This window comes from Microbulbifer flavimaris (assembly GCF_001641755.2).
Classification (GTDB): Bacteria; Pseudomonadota; Gammaproteobacteria; order Pseudomonadales; family Cellvibrionaceae; genus Microbulbifer; species Microbulbifer flavimaris.
Window position 1 is genome coordinate 152,579 of sequence record NZ_LRFG02000003.1, and the last position, 19,411, is coordinate 171,989.

General features: G+C 59.4%; 14 protein-coding genes and 2 tRNA genes. 3 read left to right on the plus strand and 13 right to left on the minus strand.

Annotation, left to right across the window (positions count from 1 at the left end; all coding sequences use genetic code 11):
* Nucleotides 1-3: 3 nt before the first annotated feature.
* Entirely contained in the window at nt 4-2,784 is a 2,781-nt protein-coding gene (gene rnr, locus AWR36_RS09855; RefSeq protein WP_067104640.1) for a ribonuclease R, read from the minus strand.
* Nucleotides 2,785-3,035: 251 nt separating this feature from the next.
* Between rnr and AWR36_RS09860 the strand changes: the two genes are divergently transcribed.
* Together AWR36_RS09860 and AWR36_RS09865 are read left to right on the plus strand one after the other, a co-directional pair.
* Nucleotides 3,036-3,122: transfer RNA gene (locus tag AWR36_RS09860), tRNA-Leu, on the plus strand.
* A 196-nt stretch (nt 3,123-3,318) separates the two neighbouring features.
* Nucleotides 3,319-3,405, plus strand: a tRNA-Leu gene (locus tag AWR36_RS09865).
* A gap of 53 nt (nt 3,406-3,458) precedes the next feature.
* On the opposite strand, the gene ppc is transcribed toward AWR36_RS09865, so the two are convergent.
* The 10 genes from ppc to AWR36_RS09915 all read right to left on the minus strand — a co-directional run bounded on the left by ppc (nt 3,459) and on the right by AWR36_RS09915 (nt 15,896).
* Entirely contained in the window at nt 3,459-6,122 is a 2,664-nt protein-coding gene (ppc, locus tag AWR36_RS09870) for a phosphoenolpyruvate carboxylase (protein WP_096866639.1), read from the minus strand.
* A gap of 242 nt (nt 6,123-6,364) precedes the next feature.
* A complete protein-coding gene (locus AWR36_RS09875; protein ID WP_141398511.1) occupies nt 6,365-7,249 on the minus strand; it encodes a hypothetical protein in 885 nt (294 codons plus the stop codon).
* Entirely contained in the window at nt 7,246-9,723 is a 2,478-nt protein-coding gene (locus tag AWR36_RS09880; protein WP_141398512.1) for a fimbria/pilus outer membrane usher protein, read from the minus strand. The genes AWR36_RS09875 and AWR36_RS09880 overlap by 4 nt, the downstream gene beginning before the upstream one ends.
* Before the next feature lie 5 nt (nt 9,724-9,728).
* A complete protein-coding gene (locus AWR36_RS09885; RefSeq protein WP_082679524.1) occupies nt 9,729-10,436 on the minus strand; it encodes a fimbrial biogenesis chaperone in 708 nt (235 codons plus the stop codon).
* Entirely contained in the window at nt 10,436-11,122 is a 687-nt protein-coding gene (locus tag AWR36_RS09890; RefSeq protein WP_067084320.1) for a fimbria/pilus periplasmic chaperone, read from the minus strand. The genes AWR36_RS09885 and AWR36_RS09890 overlap by 1 nt, the downstream gene beginning before the upstream one ends.
* Nucleotides 11,123-11,208: 86 nt before the next feature.
* Entirely contained in the window at nt 11,209-11,673 is a 465-nt protein-coding gene (locus AWR36_RS09895; protein ID WP_067084323.1) for a hypothetical protein, read from the minus strand.
* Nucleotides 11,674-12,085: 412 nt separating this feature from the next.
* Nucleotides 12,086-12,517 carry a YqaA family protein gene (locus AWR36_RS09900; protein WP_231745299.1) on the minus strand — a complete coding sequence of 144 codons (432 nt, stop codon included), beginning with the start codon at nt 12,515-12,517 and terminating at the stop codon, nt 12,086-12,088.
* A complete protein-coding gene (locus tag AWR36_RS09905; protein ID WP_067084325.1) occupies nt 12,514-13,179 on the minus strand; it encodes a gamma-glutamyl-gamma-aminobutyrate hydrolase family protein in 666 nt (221 codons plus the stop codon). The genes AWR36_RS09900 and AWR36_RS09905 overlap by 4 nt, the downstream gene beginning before the upstream one ends.
* A complete protein-coding gene (locus AWR36_RS09910; protein ID WP_067104642.1) occupies nt 13,152-14,129 on the minus strand; it encodes an amidoligase family protein in 978 nt (325 codons plus the stop codon). Before AWR36_RS09910 ends, AWR36_RS09905 begins: the two co-directional genes overlap by 28 nt.
* Nucleotides 14,130-14,324: 195 nt before the next feature.
* On the minus strand, nt 14,325-15,896 hold the full coding sequence (locus AWR36_RS09915; protein WP_082679525.1) for a BCCT family transporter: 1,572 nt from the start codon (nt 15,894-15,896) through the stop codon (nt 14,325-14,327).
* A gap of 323 nt (nt 15,897-16,219) precedes the next feature.
* On the opposite strand from AWR36_RS09915, the gene AWR36_RS09920 reads away from it, so the two are divergent.
* On the plus strand, nt 16,220-17,236 hold the full coding sequence (locus AWR36_RS09920) for a succinylglutamate desuccinylase/aspartoacylase family protein (RefSeq protein WP_067084327.1): 1,017 nt from the start codon (nt 16,220-16,222) through the stop codon (nt 17,234-17,236).
* 62 nt (nt 17,237-17,298) lie between these two features.
* On the opposite strand, the gene AWR36_RS09925 is transcribed toward AWR36_RS09920, so the two are convergent.
* Both AWR36_RS09925 and trhA read right to left on the minus strand, forming a co-directional pair.
* Complete coding sequence (locus AWR36_RS09925) at nt 17,299-18,504, minus strand: lytic murein transglycosylase (RefSeq protein WP_067084330.1); 1,206 nt, start codon at nt 18,502-18,504, stop codon at nt 17,299-17,301.
* Nucleotides 18,505-18,612: 108 nt separating this feature from the next.
* On the minus strand, nt 18,613-19,290 hold the full coding sequence (gene trhA, locus AWR36_RS09930) for a PAQR family membrane homeostasis protein TrhA (RefSeq protein ID WP_067084332.1): 678 nt from the start codon (nt 19,288-19,290) through the stop codon (nt 18,613-18,615).
* Between the last annotated feature and the right edge of the window lie 121 nt (nt 19,291-19,411).

The window sequence follows — 19,411 nt, forward strand, 5'->3', positions numbered from 1 at the left end:
GACTTATTTCTTCTTGCTCTTGGGCGAGCCACTGCGACCCGGCTTCTTCTTGCCCTTGGTGGGTTTTTTCCTGGCCTTGCCGGCCTTCTCAGCCTTCTGCGCTGCCTTGCGGGCCGCGACGGAGGGGCGCTTACCGCCCTTGCGCGGCGGCGTACGCCGGGGGCCGCGCCGCTTCTTGGGCGCCTCACCGTCACCCTCGTGCCCCTCCACTACGGTGCCCGGCTCTGCCGGCCGCTGCGGCTCAGAGGCTACCGGCACTGCCTCGTCGGAGCCCACCTTGCGCTTGCGGAACGGGGTCTCACCCGGTGCGGTTTGCGGAAGCTTCTTCCAGGGGGACTTTGCACCACCTTTACCAGCGCCCTCTTTGCCTGCACCACTTTTGCCAGCACTGGCGGTGTCAGAGCCCGCATCACGCCCCTTCTTGACCTTGCTCCGGCGCCGCTGCTCCTGCTGGTGCTCCACCGCCATCTCCATGGCCCTGGGGCTCACCTCGGTGTTGTCGCGCTTCGGGCGCGGCATGACCGTGTCCAGCAGGAAATCCACCTTGCGCTCGTCCAGATCCACCCGCGCCACCTGCACCATCACCGGGTCACCGAGATGGTAGCGGGCGCCACTGCGCTCACCGATCAGTCGCTGGTGCGCCTGTTCAAATCGGTAGTAGTCCTTGGGCAGCGAGCTGACATGAATCAGCCCTTCCACGTAAAAATCCGAGAGCTCCACAAACAGGCCAAAACCGGTAACGGCACTGACCACCCCCGGATAAGTCTCGCCCACGTGCTCCTGCAGGTACTCACACTTGAGCCAGCTGACCACATCGCGGGTGGCGTCATCGGCGCGGCGCTCGGTCATGGAACAGTGTTCACCCAGCTGCACCATGGCTGCCATGTCGTAGGGCAGGATCCGCTCGCGGGGAATCGCCTCGGCGCCGGGCACCACGTGAATCTTCTTCGCCACGGGGCGGTCATTGGCGCTGCCGTTACGGATCAACCAGCGCAATGCGCGGTGCAGCAACAGATCCGGGTAGCGACGAATCGGCGAGGTGAAGTGCGCATAGGCCTCGTAGTCGAGCCCGAAGTGGCCACGGTTCTCCGGCTGGTATACCGCCTGGTTCATGGAGCGCAGCAGCATCATCTGGATGATGTGCGCATCCACGCGCCCCTCCACCTGATCGAGCAGCAACTGGAAATCCATCGGCTGCGGCTCGGCACCACCCGGCAGGCGCAGCCCCAGCTCGCCCAGGTACTCGCGCAGGTTGCTGAGTTTCTCTTCCTTGGGCACATCGTGCACCCGGTAGAGCGCCGGCACTTCCGAAAGCTCCATCAGCTTGGCCGCACAGACGTTGGCGGCCAGCATGCATTCCTCGATCAGCTTGTGCGCATCGTTGCGCTGCACGGGCACGATGCGTTCGATCTTGCGCTGCGCATCGAAGATGATGCGGGTTTCGGTGGTCTCGAAATCGATGGCCCCGCGGCGATCGCGGGCACCGCGCAAGGCCCGGTAGAGGTCGTGCAGGTTGTCCAGATGCGGCACCAGTGCCGCATATTGCTTGCGCATACCGCTGCCGCGGTCATCGCGCTCGGCAATGATCTGCCCAACCTTGGTGTACGTTAGGCGCGCGTGGCTGCGCATCACGCCCTCGAAGAAACGGTAGTCACCGATGTTGCCCGCGGTATCGATGTGCATTTCACACACCATGCACAGCCGGTCCACTTCAGGGTTGAGTGAGCAGAGTCCGTTGGAGAGTTTCTCCGGCAGCATGGGCACGACGAAATCGGGGAAATACACCGAGTTGCCGCGGCTGTGGGCCTCCTCGTCCAGGGCGCTGCCCGGGCGCACGTAGTGGGACACATCGGCGATGGCCACCAGCAACTTCCAGCCGCCGTCACCGAGGGCCTCACAGAACACCGCGTCATCGAAGTCACGGGCGTCCTCACCGTCGATGGTGACCAGTGGCAACTGGCGCAGGTCGACACGGCCCTTCTTGTCTTCCTCGATCACCTCATCCGCAATCGCGTCCGTCTCCGCCGCCACCGCCGCCGGCCACTCGTGCGGAATACCGTAATTGCGAATGGCGACATCGATCTCCATCCCCGGGGCCAGGTGATCCCCCAGCACTTCCGACACCTCGCCCTGAGGCAGGACATCCCTGCCCGGCTGCTGGGTGATATTGACCACCACATACTGGCCGTGGCCGGCACCGCCGGTTTTGTCTTCGGCGACCATGACATCGAGATTGATGCGCGGGTTCTCGGGGCGCACAAAGCAGATGCCGTTCTCGCGATAGAGCCGCCCGGCCAGCTGCTGGGTGTTGTGCTTGATGACCCGCACCACCGCGCCCTCGCGCTTGCCGCGGAAGCCGCCCGGGGTTTCGCGCACCAGCACTTCGTCGCCGTCAAAAACCTTGCGCATCTGGCGATGGGCCAGGAACAGGTCATCACCGCCGTTGCGGGGGGAAACGAAACCAAAGCCGTCACGGTGACCGATCACGCGACCGCGCACCAGGCTCATCTTGTCGAGCACGCCGAAGTCCCCGGCGCGATTGCTGGCAATCTCTCCGTCGCGGGACATGGCGATCAGGCGCCGGCGCACGCCTTCGCGGCGGTCTTCATCTTCGAGACCGAGTGCATCGGCGACGGACTCCCACGGGACCGGGCCGGCCTGCTGTTCCAGTAACTGCAGCAGGAATTCCCGGCTGGGAACGGGCTTGTCGTACTTCTCCGCCTCGCGCTTGGCGTGGGGATCGTCGTTGATCTGGATTTTCTTCTGAGTCAAAACAGCTTCCATTGTCTGGGGGCAGTCGCCCCTCTCTGGCGACTCCCGGGGAGACCCGGGGGAGTTTGGATAGCGCGATGAAGGTTCTCAATGGCCGGTGCAGAACGCCCGGCGTACAGTTCGCGCAATTGCAGGGATTATAAGCGATTTGGGGCCGGATCCCGACCATCGCTGTCGATGTTGAATCAGGCGCATCAAAAGCGTTGACACCCCCCCGGCAAATCTCTATAGTGCGCGTCCTCAACGGAGCAAGCCGTTGATTTGCCCAGGTGGCGGAATTGGTAGACGCGCTAGCTTCAGGTGCTAGTGACCGCAAGGTCGTGGAAGTTCAAGTCTTCTCCTGGGCACCAATTCCAAGAAAGGCCGACTCGTGAGAGTCGGCCTTTTTTCGTTTCGGGGGCTTGCTCCAGCACTGCAAATGCCATCAGGCGCCGCCCCGCTTTTCGCCCGCAACGACAATACGATCCCCACCAGTCACAGACACTGATTGACACGCTCGGGAAAACCTCTATAGTGCGCGTCCTCAACGGAGCACACCGTTGTTTTGCCCAGGTGGCGGAATTGGTAGACGCGCTAGCTTCAGGTGCTAGTGACCGCAAGGTCGTGGAAGTTCAAGTCTTCTCCTGGGCACCAATTCCAAAAAAGGCCGACTCGCGAGAGTCGGCCTTTTTTATTTGCGTGTCCCGTCAGCCGGTGTTGCGCATACCGGCGGCGATACCGGCGATGGTCACCATCAGTGCGCTCTCCAGGGTCTCATCGGAGTCCCGCTCCCGCAGTCGCGCCATCAGCTCCGCCTGCAGCAGGTGCAGAGGGTCGGTATAGGGATCGCGCACGCGAATCGACCAGCGCATGACCGGGTTGTTGTCGAGGAGACTTTCCCTTCCGGTAAGCCCCTGCAGCGCACCGACGGTGTGCCCCAGGCGATCGCGCAGCGCAGCGCCGAGTCGCATCAGCTCCGGGTCATCCGTCAGCCGCTCCTCGTACCAGGACGCGACCCGGGTATCTGCCTTGGCCAGCACCATCTCCAGCATATCCACCACCCCCTGGAAAAAGGGCCACTGCTCGTTCATCGCCCGCAGGGTGTCGGTTTCTGCAGAACTGGCCAGTGCGCTTTCCAGCGCCGCACCGGTCCCCAACCAGGCCGGCAGCATCAGGCGGATCTGGGTCCAGGCAAACACCCAGGGAATGGCACGCAGGGTTTCCACGCCGCCACCGGGCTTGCGCCGCGCCGGACGACTGCCCAGGGCGAGGCGGCTGAGCTCGGTCTCCGGCGTCACCGTCCGCAGGTAGGCCACCAACGCCGGATCCTCGCGCACCACTTCGCGGTAGCCGGCGACCGATACCCGGGTCAGCCGGTCCATCTCCTCGCGCCACTCCGGGCGCGGCTCTGCCGGCGGCATCAGGGTCGCCTCCAGCGTTGCCGCCACATACTGCTCCAGGTTGTACGCCGCCACCGAGGGGCGCCCATACTTGAAGCGAATCATCTCGCCCTGCTCCGTCACCCGGATGCGCCCGGCAACCGAACCCGGCGGCTGTGACAGCAGTGCCATGCGGGTCGGAGAGCCGCCGCGAGAGATAGACCCGCCGCGACCGTGGAACAGGGTCAAGGGAATGCGATGCTCGCGGAAAATCGCGGTCAACGTTTCCTGCGCGCGAAACTGGGCCCAGGCGGCACCGAGAAAGCCGGCATCCTTGGCGGAGTCCGAATAACCGATCATCACTTCCTGCCCGCTGGATACTCGCTCTTTGTACAGCGGAATCTCCAGCAGAGCGCCCATGGTATCGGTAGCATTGTTGAGGTCGTCCAGGGTCTCGAACAGTGGCACCACACGCATCGGCTCGAGAACGCCGGCGATCTTCTGTAACAACATCACCGCGAGTACATCGGATGATGTTCTCGCCATGGAAATCACGTAGGCACCCAGTCCCTCTGAACCCTGCTCAGCGATCACCCGGCAGGTAGCCAGCACCTCTCGCACTTCCTCGTCACAGAATTCACTGCGGTAAAATGCCTCATCCACCAGCGGCCGACGCCCTTCCAGTTCCGCCAGCAGGAACTGCTGCCTGCGGGATTCGTCCCACTCTCCATAACTCCCCAACTCCAGGTAGCGGGTGACGGCATCCAGTGCGGCGGTGTGACGGGTGGACTCCTGGCGAATATCCAGGCGCAGCAAGGTGATACCGAAACAACTCAGGCGACGCAGGGTGTCCTTGAGCTGGCCCTCGGCGATCGCTGCCAACCCCACAGCGCGCAGGGAACGATCTATCAGGCGCAGCTCTTCAGCCAGCTGGTTACTGGAGATATAGGCCTCACCCTGCGGCTCTGGCTGACCGTGCACCCGCGCCTCCATCTGCGCGCGGGTAATACGAAGGCGATCCCGCACCTGCCGCAGCAGCAGTCGGTAGGGCTCGTGTGTGGGGCCGGTATGCGCCAGCAGCTCGTCGCTGGCGCGGTGCATGGAAAGGTCCGCCAGCAGGTTTTCCACATCGCGGAGATACAGGTCTGCGGCCATCCACCGAGCCAGGGTCAAAACCTCGCGGGTAACGGCAGCGGTAACATTGGGGTTGCCGTCACGATCGCCGCCCATCCAGGAAGCAAACCGGGTGGGTACCCAGTCCGCCGGCAGCGGGTCCAGTCCCGCCAACGCCAACTCGTTATCTATCTCCCGCATCCCTTCCGGGACCGCCCGCCACAGTGACTGCTCGATGGTGGCAAAACCCCACTTGGCCTCGTCTACAGGGGTGGGTCTTTCGCGACGAATTTCATCGGTGCTCCAGGCCGACAGGATCTGTTCCCGCAGGTGGCGGCGCAGCTCATCCACCTCTTCCGCGTTTAGATCGGGACGATCCAGCTCCGTAAGCAGGTCGGCGATCCGGTCGTACTTGCGGATCAGGGTGCGACGGGTGACTTCGGTGGGATGGGCGGTGAGGACCAATTCAACTGAAAGGTCCTGCAGCACAGAGTGAATTTTTTGCCGATCAACGCCGGTCTTCTGCAGCTCTGCCAACACCTGGCGCAAACCACGGTCGGTATCGGGATCGCCAGGATAGCGCTGGTGATGCCGATGCAGGCGCTCGCGGTGGCGCTGCTCGGCTATGTTGGCCAGGTTGAGAAACTGGCTGAAAGCGCGGGCCACTTCCAGCAGGGTATCGTCGTCGAGCGGGTCCAGCATGTCACGCAGGCGTCCAACCTGCATTTCCCCCTTGCCGCGACTTTCCACTGCCGCCTGGCGAATGGTTTCAACGGTATCGAACAGGGGCTCACCCGCCTGTTCTTTGAGCACCGTGCCCAGCTCCTCGCCGAGCAACCGGACATCTTCTCTCAGCGGGGCATTCTGATCCGCACTCACGCTATTCTCTCCCTTCCATTTCGAGAGCGCACATCTTCCCATTTTTTCCTGCAAACACCCAGCGAGCGTTACAGCTGAAACTTTTTTATCGGACTGCACAATCGTACCGCCTGAGAAATACCAGAGCATGTTGCTACCGTGCTAAACACGGTGCGACAAAACGAGGGGCAATAAAAAACCGACCACAAAGGGCCGGTTCTTAAAAAAGTAATGACACCCGATAGAGAGTCACATTCAATTGATTACTCCAATAGCGTAACTGTCACCCGCAAGGTATCGCGATACTGCCCCGCCATACGCCCTTTTGTTTCACCAATTTGCACGCTGATATTCCTCAAGCGCCGACCATTTTCCGGTGCAGAAAAACTGCGACTGTCCTTGCCCCGCTGAAGGGACAACTGCTGGCCGTCCAGCCAGGCCCGGTAGGGCACAGCCGTGTTCTCCCCCTTGAGAGACACATGCTGCAGCTGGCCATTGTTTTCGGACGCCACCGCCAGGTTGTAGGCACCATTTGCGCGCACCGCCAACATCGCAGACAGAGTCTCCCCCTCCTCCAGCTCACCAAAGTTCATGCCCGCAGACCTGCCCAGCTGGCTCTGTGCATTGCCGGCCAATTGCAGGTCAGCCTGTGGTGCTACCCGTGCGGAAAGGCGGAAATCGAGATCCCGCACCCACTGGCCATTGGCAAATACCCGCAGGACAAACGTATTGCCGTAGTCGCCAATCCTGCGCGCCTGGCCAACCGGTAATTTCACAGCGAGGTCCAGGGTGTAGCCCCTCGCAACCGGCTCGAATTGCAACCAGCGCTGCTCACTGCCATTCATGGGTATCACCCGGTCGCCCCGGTCCCGGAAGCTCAGGTTCAGCGGCTGACCCGGACCGCGCAGTTGCGCACCTGATGCAGGCAGCAGTGCAACACCGAAACGACAGCGTCCCTGGGCGCCGATCGTCAATCGCAGAGGATTGATTCCATCCCTGTTTGCAAAGGGGTAATAGACCAGCCCCACTGCACCCTCCAGAGAAAGTGAAGTGACAGAACAGCTTTCACTTTCTGGATCGTCAGCTTGTGCCCGGACGCCCACCGGCAACAGGAGGAAGCAACACAATAGCAGCCAGCCCCTTCTCATAGTGAAATCCGCTCCTTGATTACACCCAGCTCGACAATGCCAGCCGCCCCCTCCTCGATGGTGAACAATACGCTGAGACCTTGCCGATCGGGGAATACAATCCGGTACTTGCCGGGCGACAGTCCCTGCGCCACAAATCGGCCACGGCCGTTGGTGAACGTGGTCACCGGCTCAAATTCGCGCTCATCCGCGGCTGTGATCCGGCCGACCTTCATACCGACGGCATCACCGCGACTATCCAGAACCTCGCCGATCACAGTGATGGAGGCTTCGGAACCCGCGGTATAGGCGACACCGGAGCGATAGTAGGGAAAGGCATTGCCCTCGATATTGCCCATGTCATAGCCGTAGGGCGGACTTTCCGGCTCCCAGCGAATCCGGCGCAAAACATAACTGTTGACGGTGGGTACCACGGCCGGGCCAAAATTATCGGCAATTGCGACATGGCCATCCTGTCGCTCGTCCACCAGAATACGGCTACCATCGAGCGTCTCATGCCGTCTGACCATGATGAAGGAATCATTGATCGGGCGCCCCATACCCACGGTGCCATCGGCATAGGCCAGACTGCTCCCCAGCCGCACCGTGCTGAACTGCGCCGCCGGTTGGTCCGCGTCAGCGAATTCGGTATAGCGGTGATCCAGCCCCAGCTGGAAACGGTTACCCAGGTACAGGGCACCCAGGTCTCCCTGGTATCCATCGATATCAGACCGCAGGGCTAACCCGCCGGACAAATCACCCACAGTGCCATCAGAGAAACGTCCAAACGTCAGCTCGCCAATATCATCGAAGCTGTCCCACTGAGCGGTTGCCAGCTGACGCTGGCCCAGCGGTGCGGAAATACGAATCAAACCGCGTACTTCCTCTGACTCCGTGACTTCCTGCTCCAGCCGCAGCGACAAATTGAAAGGGCCAAAGCGTCGAGTAATATCAAAGCTGTATACCTCTTCTCGAGGATCCTCTTCGAAGATCGTCTCGGCGTGACGGGCACTGGCAGTCAGATAGCTGCCAAAAGGTCCCGGGGCTGAGTAGCGGGCACGTAGTTCCGTTTTGTACTGGGTACTTGGGGTCAGCTGCCCGAGATACGTGTACTGTTCATCCCGTGCAACGGCCACCAGGTCCAGCTCGTGGGGACGGCTACTGCCGATCAAGAAGTCGTAAGACCAGCGCAGCGAAGACGCATTTCCACGACCAATACCTTCCAGATGACTGCTACTGACATTGCCCGCCAGTATCCCCGCTGGCGTAATGACAGATAGCTCGGCGCCACTGATCTGCTGGATTTCGGAGGCCTGGTAACTGGCCCCCAGAGTCAGGTAGTCGGTTAACCCGTAACGATAAAAACTGGAAAAAGCCGGCGCATCGTAGTCATACTCGATACCGATGCCATCACCCAGGCCGCGCTGGTAACCGGCGTTGAAGGAAAACTCGGAAACCCCCTTTTTCAACAGGGTTGGATCGGAAAAGAGTGAAAATTCGATCCTTCTCTGGTCGCCAGATGGGTCGGTGATCAGCAGGGCGACCTCATTGACGCCGGCATTCACTGCAAAGTCATTGAGGTCATAGCGTCCCGGAGGCAAGCGCAACGCATTCTGAAACAAACCATTGATATAGACCTCCACAATGGAGCGTTGGTTGACAGTAAAGCTGCGCGACCCTGTGGGCGTAATATTCTTCAGTGGCTGAATGTCGGAATATGCCCTTTCGATCGAGAAGCCCAGCAGCGGTGGCGCTACCTGAAACTCCGTCCCGCGATAGAAAATATCCCCCATGGAATACCGTACCGCCCGCTCCACATCATCGTGGAGCAAACGAACCTCCGTGCGCTGCCAATCAGCACTGCTGCCGAATGCTGAGTCCTGATAGGCGCCACCCTCCAGTACCACACGGGGATTGCCAAATAACTGCACTGCGCCGTCCACGTTAAGCAGTGTCGCTCTTCGCTGGTCGTCTTCCAGGGAGTCATCCCAGCGATACTCCTCCTGCACATTGACATTCAGATAGGCGGAGCGCTCCGGCAGGTCATAGCCGGACAGGTTGTCGTAATCGACAATATTTGGGCGCAGTGACAGCTCCTGGGTCTGCCTGCGTGAATCGGCCAGCTCAATCTTTATTTCAAGCGTCGCCGGATCAAAAAAGATATCAATAAATTCTTCAATAAATGCATCGACAGGAATCGCCTGCTCATCAGCAGATGCGGCGATTCTCTCTATCACATCGGCATTGAAATGACCCGTGGCAAAGTCGGTCCAGCTTTGCTTGTCGATGCTGTACAGCGCCGTTCCCGTGACTCCGGCATTCAGGCTACCAACGATGGTTCCATCGATTGAGGCCGGCAAATTGATATAAATAACGTTCGGTTGTGTACCCTGAGCTGTGACAGGCTCCTGCTTTTGCTGCGTGGCGGCCGCATTCACAGGCAGGATGTAGCCACCCGCAAGCAGGATCACTAGCAGTAAGCGACATATAGACACCGCCGTCACTCCTTCTTCACCAGGCGGGCGCCCTGGATGCTGGCGTCCTCCAGGCCGATCAAGCGCAGGGGGATCGATACTGTTTGCCCCGGCAAAATAGCATCACGGTTCAGCAGTCGCGCAATTTGAAGACCGTCAAAGACCACCGGCCCATCAGCGCTGCCGACAGTGATGGCATAGTTGGAGAGCAATGCGTACTTGGGACCGGTATTGACCAGCTCCAGAGATGCGCTGCCATCAACCTGTGGCGGGTGGAAATCCATTGCCGTGTCACCCCCTGTGTCGATGTGCACAGGTAGGCGCAGAGACATCAGCAGGCGTATCTCGGCTTCGTTTTCCCGCCGACCCACCGCCAGCGGCAGCTCATCGACTCTCAGGTAGTAGGAGACACTTTCCGGTGGTTTTTGACGGCCTTTCCAGCTTACCAGCACCTGCCGAGTCTCTCCCGGTTGCAACAATATCTGCGGCGGTGACACCGTCAGTGGAATCTCTGCTCGTTCATGCGCCTTTTCAGGCATGTGACGATATTCCATGACATTCAACTCCAGCGCCACGTCAACAGCCTTGGTGGAGGAGAGCGTCAGCACTGCACGGGGCGACTGCTCTATGTCGATCTCCAGTCGCGTTGGTGTCACTGACTGGGCAACAGCGTGGGAGATTCCCGCGAAGAGAATAAGAAGAGAAACCGGCAGCAGGCGCGCTGATATTGTCATCAGTCTTCAGAAATAAGTTGCGGGGCTCCCTGTACTCCACCCACTTTGAATGTCCTGGTGGCACCGGGGGTAATCAGGGTTCGCCCTGCTGCATTCGCCAGGTCCAGCTGGCCGATCTCATTGCGGCCAAATTTCATTCTCAGCATATCGATGTAAATAAACTCATTCCCTGAGTTCTTGATCGATACGATTACGCCATCCCGAACTGGCCTGTAGCTGGCCAGCTCAGGTTTTGATACGAAACCCTCGTTAGTGACGTGAATTGAAGCCCCAATGCGCAGGATGGTCTGCACTCCGGATTGCCGTATCCCGCTCAGGCTCAGCGGGAGCTCTTTGGCATAGAGGGTAAAAGAGCGCGACTCTGCCAATGCGCCGCCCACCCACTGAATCCGCAATGCCTGGGTTTTGCCAGCAGGCACTACAGCCTGTGGCGGGAAAATGACAAAATTATCGTCTGCTGGCGTTGTGACTTCAGTGCCATCCTCATTAATCTGCCGTTCAAAAATCTCGAATACAACGGGAAGGTCGACGTTACGGGGATTCCTCATGATCAGGGTTTCGCCGGTAATATCGGCCGGTAACCGCAGCACAGTCACGGTGGGGTCAAGAGTGAAGGCCTGAGCGCTTTGTACAAACAGCGTGGATAGGAGAAGCCCCGCGAGCAGGCCGCCCATTTTCCGCAGCATAGGAATTATCCTTATCCGTTTCATTGGGCGCCCGGTGTTTGCCGGGCGCCCATTCCTTTCTATTGAGCTTTTTATTCAGCCATCGTCTAGTTGGGTGTCACCGACGCCGTGATCGTATCGGAGTAGATGCCGGCAACCGTCGCCGGATTCTGCAAGGCTACACTGAGACTGCGCGTCTGTACCGCATTCGCCACTGCGGGCCAGTTGTTGACCGGCGTTGGTCCGGTCAGCTGCGTCGGCCCAAGCAGTCCGCCGCTGACCTCCAGCGTATATCCCACCTTGTTGGGGCCGCTCACCAGGAAGCCCCCGTTAGCGGACGTGAATGTCACTGTCAGCGTGCCGCCATAGTTACAGATAGGACTCAGCGACTCGGCTCCCTGGGTGTTCGTGGTGGTCATATCCAGGTCATCGAAGGGACCATTGACGAATGCGGTGACGTCGCAGGTCTTGCAGAGCTCCCCTTGCAGGGGAATATCGACGCTGTTCCCAGCGTGCGCGCTTCCCGCGGCAATCATTGCGGCAGCTGCGCCAAGGGCAAAAAATTTCTTCATGGGTCAGTTTCTCCTTTACAAACAAACCTCTCGGAGTATCGCGCGACAGGCCTCCTGCGTCGGTCACGTTCACTCTCGCGCCGTTTCCGAAGCGCTGTACCAGAAAAGCTGATCCTATAAACGAGACAGAGAATCCTCTGACTAATACACATCTATTTGCGATCATCTGACTGAGGCACTTGACCGACTCCAACTGCTAGAGAGGAGCCGGGCAATGATGAGTGTATTAGCGGCTGATCATTTTGCGAGCAATTACAGATAAAGTGACGCAGCCTGCGTTCAGTTTTGATTCGGGTGGAGGAAATGACGACGCAGGTCGTAGAAAGCGACTGGCAGGATAATTTTTCGATATGTTTTTGTTATCAATTCCTGAAGGGATGAAATGGCGATTGGCGGCCAGGGTTCTGCGATTCTAGATGGCCGACCAGTCCTGTAGAAATACCACGGAGATATACCGCAGACACTTTCCGATCCCCACCAGGATGACGAACAGCCAGATGTTGACTCGCATGATGCCCGCGATCAGGGTCAGCGCATCACCTCCCACCGGCATCCAGGCCAGCAACAGGCTCCAGAAGCCGTAGCGCTGGAACCATTCCTGCGCCCGAGCGATCTGTTCTTTAGAGAAATAGAACCAGCGCCGGTCCTGGAAGTGCAGCAGATAACGGCCGAGAAACCAATTAACCACAGCGCCCAGTGTATTGCCGATTGTAGCCACGACAACCAGTAACACCGGGTCGCCGCCTTCCCGCAACAAGGCGAACAGGATCACTTCCGAATAAAACGGCAGGATGGTGGCGGCGAGAAAGGCCGAGGAAAAAAGAATCAACAGTTCGATGATCACCGGCTCTCCCGCACCAGCCAGCGAAACAAGGCAAAATGCGCCGGCAAATAGAACAGATATTCCGGATGCCACTGGACGCCGATAATAGGCTGGCCGTTGTCGTCCTCCACCGCCTGGGTGAAGTCATCCAGATCCCGCCCTACCAGCTGCAGGTCCCTGCCCAGTCGGTTGATCGCCTGATGGTGCAGACTGTTTACCCGCAGCTTTTGCCGTTTGCAGATCCCGGCGAGGTTTGACCCCGCAACCAGGAATACCTGCTTGGTAGGCAGCAGCCCCGGCCGATTGTAGGTCCGCCGGCGCATCTTGCGAATGTCTACATGCAGGTTGCCACCCCTTACAACATTAATCAGCTGGGCACCGCGACAGATACCGAGCAGGGGCAGGCCGTTACGCAATGCTTGCTCGATCCAGGCGATCTCCAGTTGATCCCGCGCGGGATCTGACTTTACTTTGGCGCGCAGGTCACTGTCGTAGTGCTCGGTGCCGATATCGTCGCCACCGCCGATAATAATTCCCTGCAGCGGTCGCCCGCTCGGCGGATGGCGCACACTGATTCGTTCCGGTATCGCCCCTGCCAGACGCAACGCGATCGCGGTGCACCACCAGCTGGGCGACCAGCGGCGGCCATTACCGGTTACACCAATCCGCGGTCTTTCAGCCATATATCTACTGTTTTTTGCCATTCAGCTCGATTCAGCCCCAACAAGCCCGAACTGGCGTCCATAAAGCGCCGCCCCAGGTCATCGAGCTCATCCGGACGATAGGCGAGTTCTTCCACCACGCACCAGAGATTCCACTCGCCGCTCAACGACCACTCGGGTTTTTCGATCTGGCAGTTCGGCAGCCGATAGTGGAAAGCGGGGCGCGGCTTTATTTTCGGGTCGTCGATGGCACGCAGCACCCGCTCCCGGTCGATTTCAGCCAGGATCGGCAGCATATCCAGCGCGCGGTTGCGCGTGGCATTGTGCTGCAGGTAGTCACTGAAAAGGGCGTCCATGGAAGCCCCTTCCCGCAAGATCAACTGGCGCACATAGAGTTCGGGGTACAGATCAATATAGGGGCTGACACGACGGGCCGGATTGACCTTATGCGCCTCCACCAGCCACCACTGCAACAGGGAGAAAGCGCGCAGGTATGCATCGATGGTCGTAGCATTCTGGCGTGGCAACTCCGTATTGATGTGCACTCCATAGGCGGCTAACAGGGTCTCCTCAGTGCCGATCGCGCCCGCATCCCTCAATTCCGTCATCAGCGGTATCAGCTCGTCGAGCCTGGAAAGCGGCAGGGGTGGGCAGACCACCTCCGTTGGCACCAGCACCGCAGCCGTCTTGCTGAGGAGCTCGACCCAGTCCTCGCCCTGGCTTTTACCGGCAGTGCGCAGCAGAAAGTCCCAGTCCAGCTCAATCCGGAACTCTCCTGCACCCTCGACCTCTACGGCCCGCTGGGCAGCGGACAATTCCGCCACTTCGCCACCCATCGCCGCCTGCAGGGCTTTTGCTGTGCTGTCCAGGTCGACGCCGGAAAACTCCAGCTCAAAACCCACCCTGCGACACGCACCGGATTCGTTTTCGCGGATCGGCGGCATCACGAAACCGGAATCGCTATCGGCCATCAATATCCCCCCTACGCAGCTTCAGAATCATTGCGCCACGGTGCTCACCCTAACATGGACGGCTGACTGCTGTCGCAGCCTGGCCCTGCTACTGCCTGCTCTGCTTGCTATTGGATGATTTTTTTCTATTTAGCAAATAGCCCACCCTGCCTTCTTTCTGGGCAAAGACGGGTGCTCGATAAGTCCTGTCCTCCGTTACTGGTTCAGGCCCTGCTCTCTCAACATCAGATTGGCAATACGCGGTGCATGCCATAACGTAGGCAAGATAATCAGGGACACCGGCACTGCCGTCACCACGATAAAGGATTGCAGGGCGCTGACACCGCCTTCTCCAATGCTGATCAGTATCGCCGCCATCACCCCCATCATCACGCCCCAGAATATCCGTACACCCGTGTGTGGATGATCGTGCCCGGTCATCACCATGGAGACTGCATAGGTCATGGAGTCTCCGGTTGTCGCCACAAACACCGTTGTCAGAACAAGAAATAGCAGCGACATCAGGAATCCCGCAGGCAGGCTTCCGGTCATCGCCAGCAATGCAGCCGGCAGGTCGAACCCTTCAAAGGGTACTGAAATTACCCCCGGTGTCTGCAATTCGTAGTAGAGGCCTGTACCGCCAACGATCGTAAACCAGACGCAGGTGATGACCGGGGCAAGCAGGGAAATCAGCAGCACCACTTGCCGTATCGTCCTGCCCCGTGAAATACGGGCCACAAACATGGCCATCAGAGGGGCATAACCGAGAAACCAGCCCCAGAAGAAAATCGTCCAGCCATCGAGCCAGGCGGTATCCTCACGGAAAGTCGCCATCGGAATGAACTTGTCAATATAGGTTCCGAGCGAATGCACAAAGCTGTCGACAAGAAACGCAGTGGGGCCAAACAGGAAGATGACCGACATCAGCAGCACTGCGAGCACCACATTGAAGCGGCTCAGTATCTGGATACCCCGTGTGACGCCGGTGACCGATGAGATGGTGTAAATGGTGATCAAGCCGAGCAGAATGAAAAGCTGGGTTGTGTAGGTGTCGGGGATGCCGAACAATTCCTCCAGCCCAAAACTGACTTGCAGGCCCAGAAACCCGATCGGCCCCACGGTGCCCGCCACCACCGCGATGACACAGGCAGCATCTGTCAAAACCGCCAGGGGACCACTGAGCGCCCGGCGACCAAACACTGGATAGAGCAGTGTTCTGGGCTTTAGTGGCAACCCGACTTCATAGTGCAGGTACATAAATACGATACCGGCCAGGCTACCCAGTATGGCCCAAGCCAGGAAACCCCAGTGCATGAAACTCTGGGCCAGGGCATTGTGCGCTGCCGCCAGCGTGCCCGTGCTGTCTACGGCAAAAATCGGAGGCGGCGAGACAAAATGGGCAATGGGCTCCGCCGCCGCCCAGAAAACACCGCCGCCGGCAAGCAGTGTGCACATGATGATGGCCGTCCAGCGGAACGTGGACATCTCCGGCTCACTGACCCCTCCCAACCGCACCCGGCCGGTTCGTCCCAGCGCCAGCACCAGACCGATAAAGAATGTAAGCAATAACAGGACTTGCCAGTAGGCGCCGAACAATCGGGTGGAGACGGCAAATGCGCGGTCAACGACGCTGGCGACAAGCTCCAGGTCATAAACGGAAAGCAGTGCAAACGCCAACAACAAACCGCCGCTGATAACGAACACCGGGATATCCATCAGGTGTTTGGTTTTACCGGGCGGCTCAGTCTGGCGCGCTGCATCAGATGAGGATTGCCGAGGGTTTTCCATTAGTATCAGCCTCTGGTGGTGGAGACCCGGGGCTACACGCCGCCGGGACCGTGCAGGCATCAGCGGTGGGCAGGGTTTGCCCGACCATCCCGGTGGCTCCGATACTCGGTTCAGCCACTGCTGACCAGAGGAGTCGCGTCGGCCGGATCGAGTCGTGAGCAGTGACAGCAAAAAGGTGCGCAAGTGGTATGAAAACACAGTATAGAGCTCTAGCCATGCTGCACATGCTCGCTAGGGCTGCAGTTGCCGCCCTGCCACTGCGTGCTGATTATTGACCCCCTTTGCACCTACAATGAGTGCCTGAAGCAGCCAGGAAGCGAGAGATGACAGAGAAGTTTTCGATAGGCGGCGTTGAGATCGCCCGCGGGGAAATCCGGCGCATTGAGCTGCCAATTGTCCGGCTATATACCGGCACTGATATGGCGATCCCGGTTTATGTAAAGCGTGGCAAAAAGTCGGGTCCGACCATGTTTGTCTGTGCCGCCATCCACGGCGATGAATTGAACGGAATCGAAATCATCAGCCGGCTTATCGGCAGTCGCAGCCTCAAGAACCTGCGGGGCACACTCATCGCCGTACCGGTAGTCAATGTGTACGGCGTACTGGAGCAGTCCCGCTACCTGCCGGATCGCCGCGACCTGAATCGCTCCTTCCCCGGCTCAGACAAGGGTTCACTGGCCGCGCGCATGGCCCACGTATTCCTTGAAGAGATTGTCTCCAAGTGCGACTACGGCATTGACCTGCATACCGGTGCCATTCACCGCAGCAACCTGCCGCAAATCCGGGCCAACCTCGACGATCAGCCCACCCGTGATATGGCCCGAGCTTTTGGCGTGCCGGTGCTGCTGAACAGCACCCTGCGCGACGGCTCCCTGCGCCAGGCGGCCGCAGACCTGGGCGTGCAGATTCTGCTTTATGAGGCCGGCGAAGCGCTGCGGTTTGACGAGTTCTGCGTGCGCGTGGGTTACAAGGGCATCCTGAATGTCATGCGCCACCTGGAAATGCTACCGCGAGTGAAGAAAAAGGAGAATATCGAGCCCTATGTGGCCCGGCGCAGTGGTTGGTTACGCGCCACTGGCAGTGGCATCGTCAACTACCGCAAAGATCTGGGAGACCATGTGCTGAAGGGTGAGGTGCTGGCCACGATTTCCGATCTATTCGGTGAGGAGATCGACCGGGTACCCTGCAATGCAGATGGCATCGTTATTGGGCGCCAGAATCTTCCCCTGGTGCAGGAAGGCGATGCCATGTTTCACATCGCCTACTTCCACGAACCCCATGAAGTTGCGGAAAACCTGGGGCTACTGCAGGACAGCCTGCTGCCGGATGAAAACTTCTGAAGTGCCCTCCTGCCCCGATACCAGTTAGCATCGGGGCAGGACTGACCGGGAGAGAAAGCAAATCACCGGTTTTTCCGCAGCTCCTCCAGGACTTCCTTGCTGGGGAAGCCCTGAACTTCCACACCGATACTCTTCTCGAACTGCTGGATGCCCTTACGGGTCCCGGATCCGGCCTTGCCGTCGATTTCACCCTCGTACAGGCCGCGCTCTTTCAGCAGCTTCTGCAGCTCCTCGACCTCAGTGCTATCGATTGGCGTAAAGGGACGCGGCCAGTCCTGAACCAGTCCTTTGCCACCGCCGATCTGGTCGGCGAGCAGACCCACCGCGGTCGCGTAACGGTCGGAATTGTTGTAGCGCTTCAGCACGAAGAAATTCTTCAGCATCAGGAAGGCCGGTCCGCCGCGACCTGCGGGTAGTTTGAGCTCGGCCTTGTCGTCCGGGCGCGGGAATGCTTTACCATTCACGCGTTTCACACCGAGCTTTTCCCATTCCCGCAGAGTGAGTTTCCCGGCCGGTAGTTTCCGCTCGGGAATGGTGACCTCATAGCCCCAGGTTTCGCCGCTACGCCAGCCATTCTTGGATAACAGACTCGCCGCTGTCGCCAGCGCATCCGGCACGGAATTCCAGATATCACGCTTGCCGTCGCCATCGATATCCACCGCATAAGCCTGGTAGCTGGTGGGGATAAATTGCGTGTGCCCCATGGCGCCGGCCCAGGAACCTACCAGGTGCTTCTCATCGACATCGCCGCTCTCGAGGATTTTCAACGCTGCCAGCAGCTGCTGACGCCCGAACTTGCTGCGCTTTGGATCGGCATAGGCCAGGGTGGCCAGCGAGCGCACCACGCTGCGGATCACCTTCTGGTTGTCCAGGATGGCGCCGAAGCTCGACTCGATGGACCAGATGGCCAGGAGAATATTGGGGTTAACGCCAAAGCGCTGTTCAATCTTGTCCAGCCAGGGTTGCAACTCTTCCTTTTTGGCGCGCCCCATGCGAATCGCCCGCTGCTGCACGCGGTTGTCAAAGTACTGCCATACCGGAGCCTTGAATTCCGGCTGGTAGCTGGCCTTGTCCAGTACCCACTGGTCCGGGGACTCGATACCGGCAAATGCGCGGTCAAACACCTCCGGCGAAATACCATTGGCGAGTGCCGTTTTACGGAAGTCCTTTACCCACTGCTGGAATCCCTCGTCGGCAGCGCTGACAGGGAAAGTAAAAATGAGCAGGAAGGACAAAATCAGGAAGCGAAAGCCGGACAGCCTGTACATGGGGACTCCTTAGGGGTGACACGCTCGCTCAAGGGTAGAGCGAGTATGGCAAAACCGAAAGTCCAATCGACGATGCTGTGACAGGGCGCAAATAGCGCCCGGGACCGGTCAGGGAATGACGTACAGCAGCACCGCGAAGTAGTGCAGGATAGCACCGGCGAGCACGAAGACGTGCCAGATGGCATGGTGGTAAGGCAGGCTGCGCCAGAGATAAAAGACGATACCACCCGTATAACACAGCCCGCCCAGAAGCAGCAGGATCAGGCCGCCCGGCGCGAGGGTCTCAAGTAGCGGCTTGGTGGCCGCCACCACGACCCAGCCCATCAGGGCGCTCATGGTGATCGACAGCGCGCGGTATTTTTTCAGCGGCGTGAACTGGATCAGCAGGCCCATTACCGCCAGCGCCCAGATGATGCCAAACAGCCACCAGCCCCAGGAACCCAGCGAGAAGGCCGAATCCCGCAGCGTCACCAGGGTGAAAGGCGTGTAACTGCCGGCGATCAGCAGGAAAATGGAGGAGTGGTCCACCGTGCGCAGGATCTGCTTGGCACGGGGATCGATGGCGCTGTGATACAGCGCCGAGGCGCCGAAACACAGAATCAGGGTGCCGGCGTAGATGGCACAGCTGACAATATGCCAGGCGTCGCCCCGCAGCGCGGCGAAGGCGCACAGCACCCCGAGCCCGGCAATGGCGAGCACCGCGCCGATTCCATGGGTGACGCTGTTGGCGATCTCCTCGGCAACACTGTAGCGAGAGTGATGGGTAGCATCAGTACTGGTCGACATAAGTCCCCCGTCCGGCGATGACTGGCAGACTGCCACATAAATGTGACCAACTGCTTAATTTGAGTTCAATCATCGTCTGCCGGGGCTGCCGGCGCAAGGTGCATAACCGACTTGCGGTTCA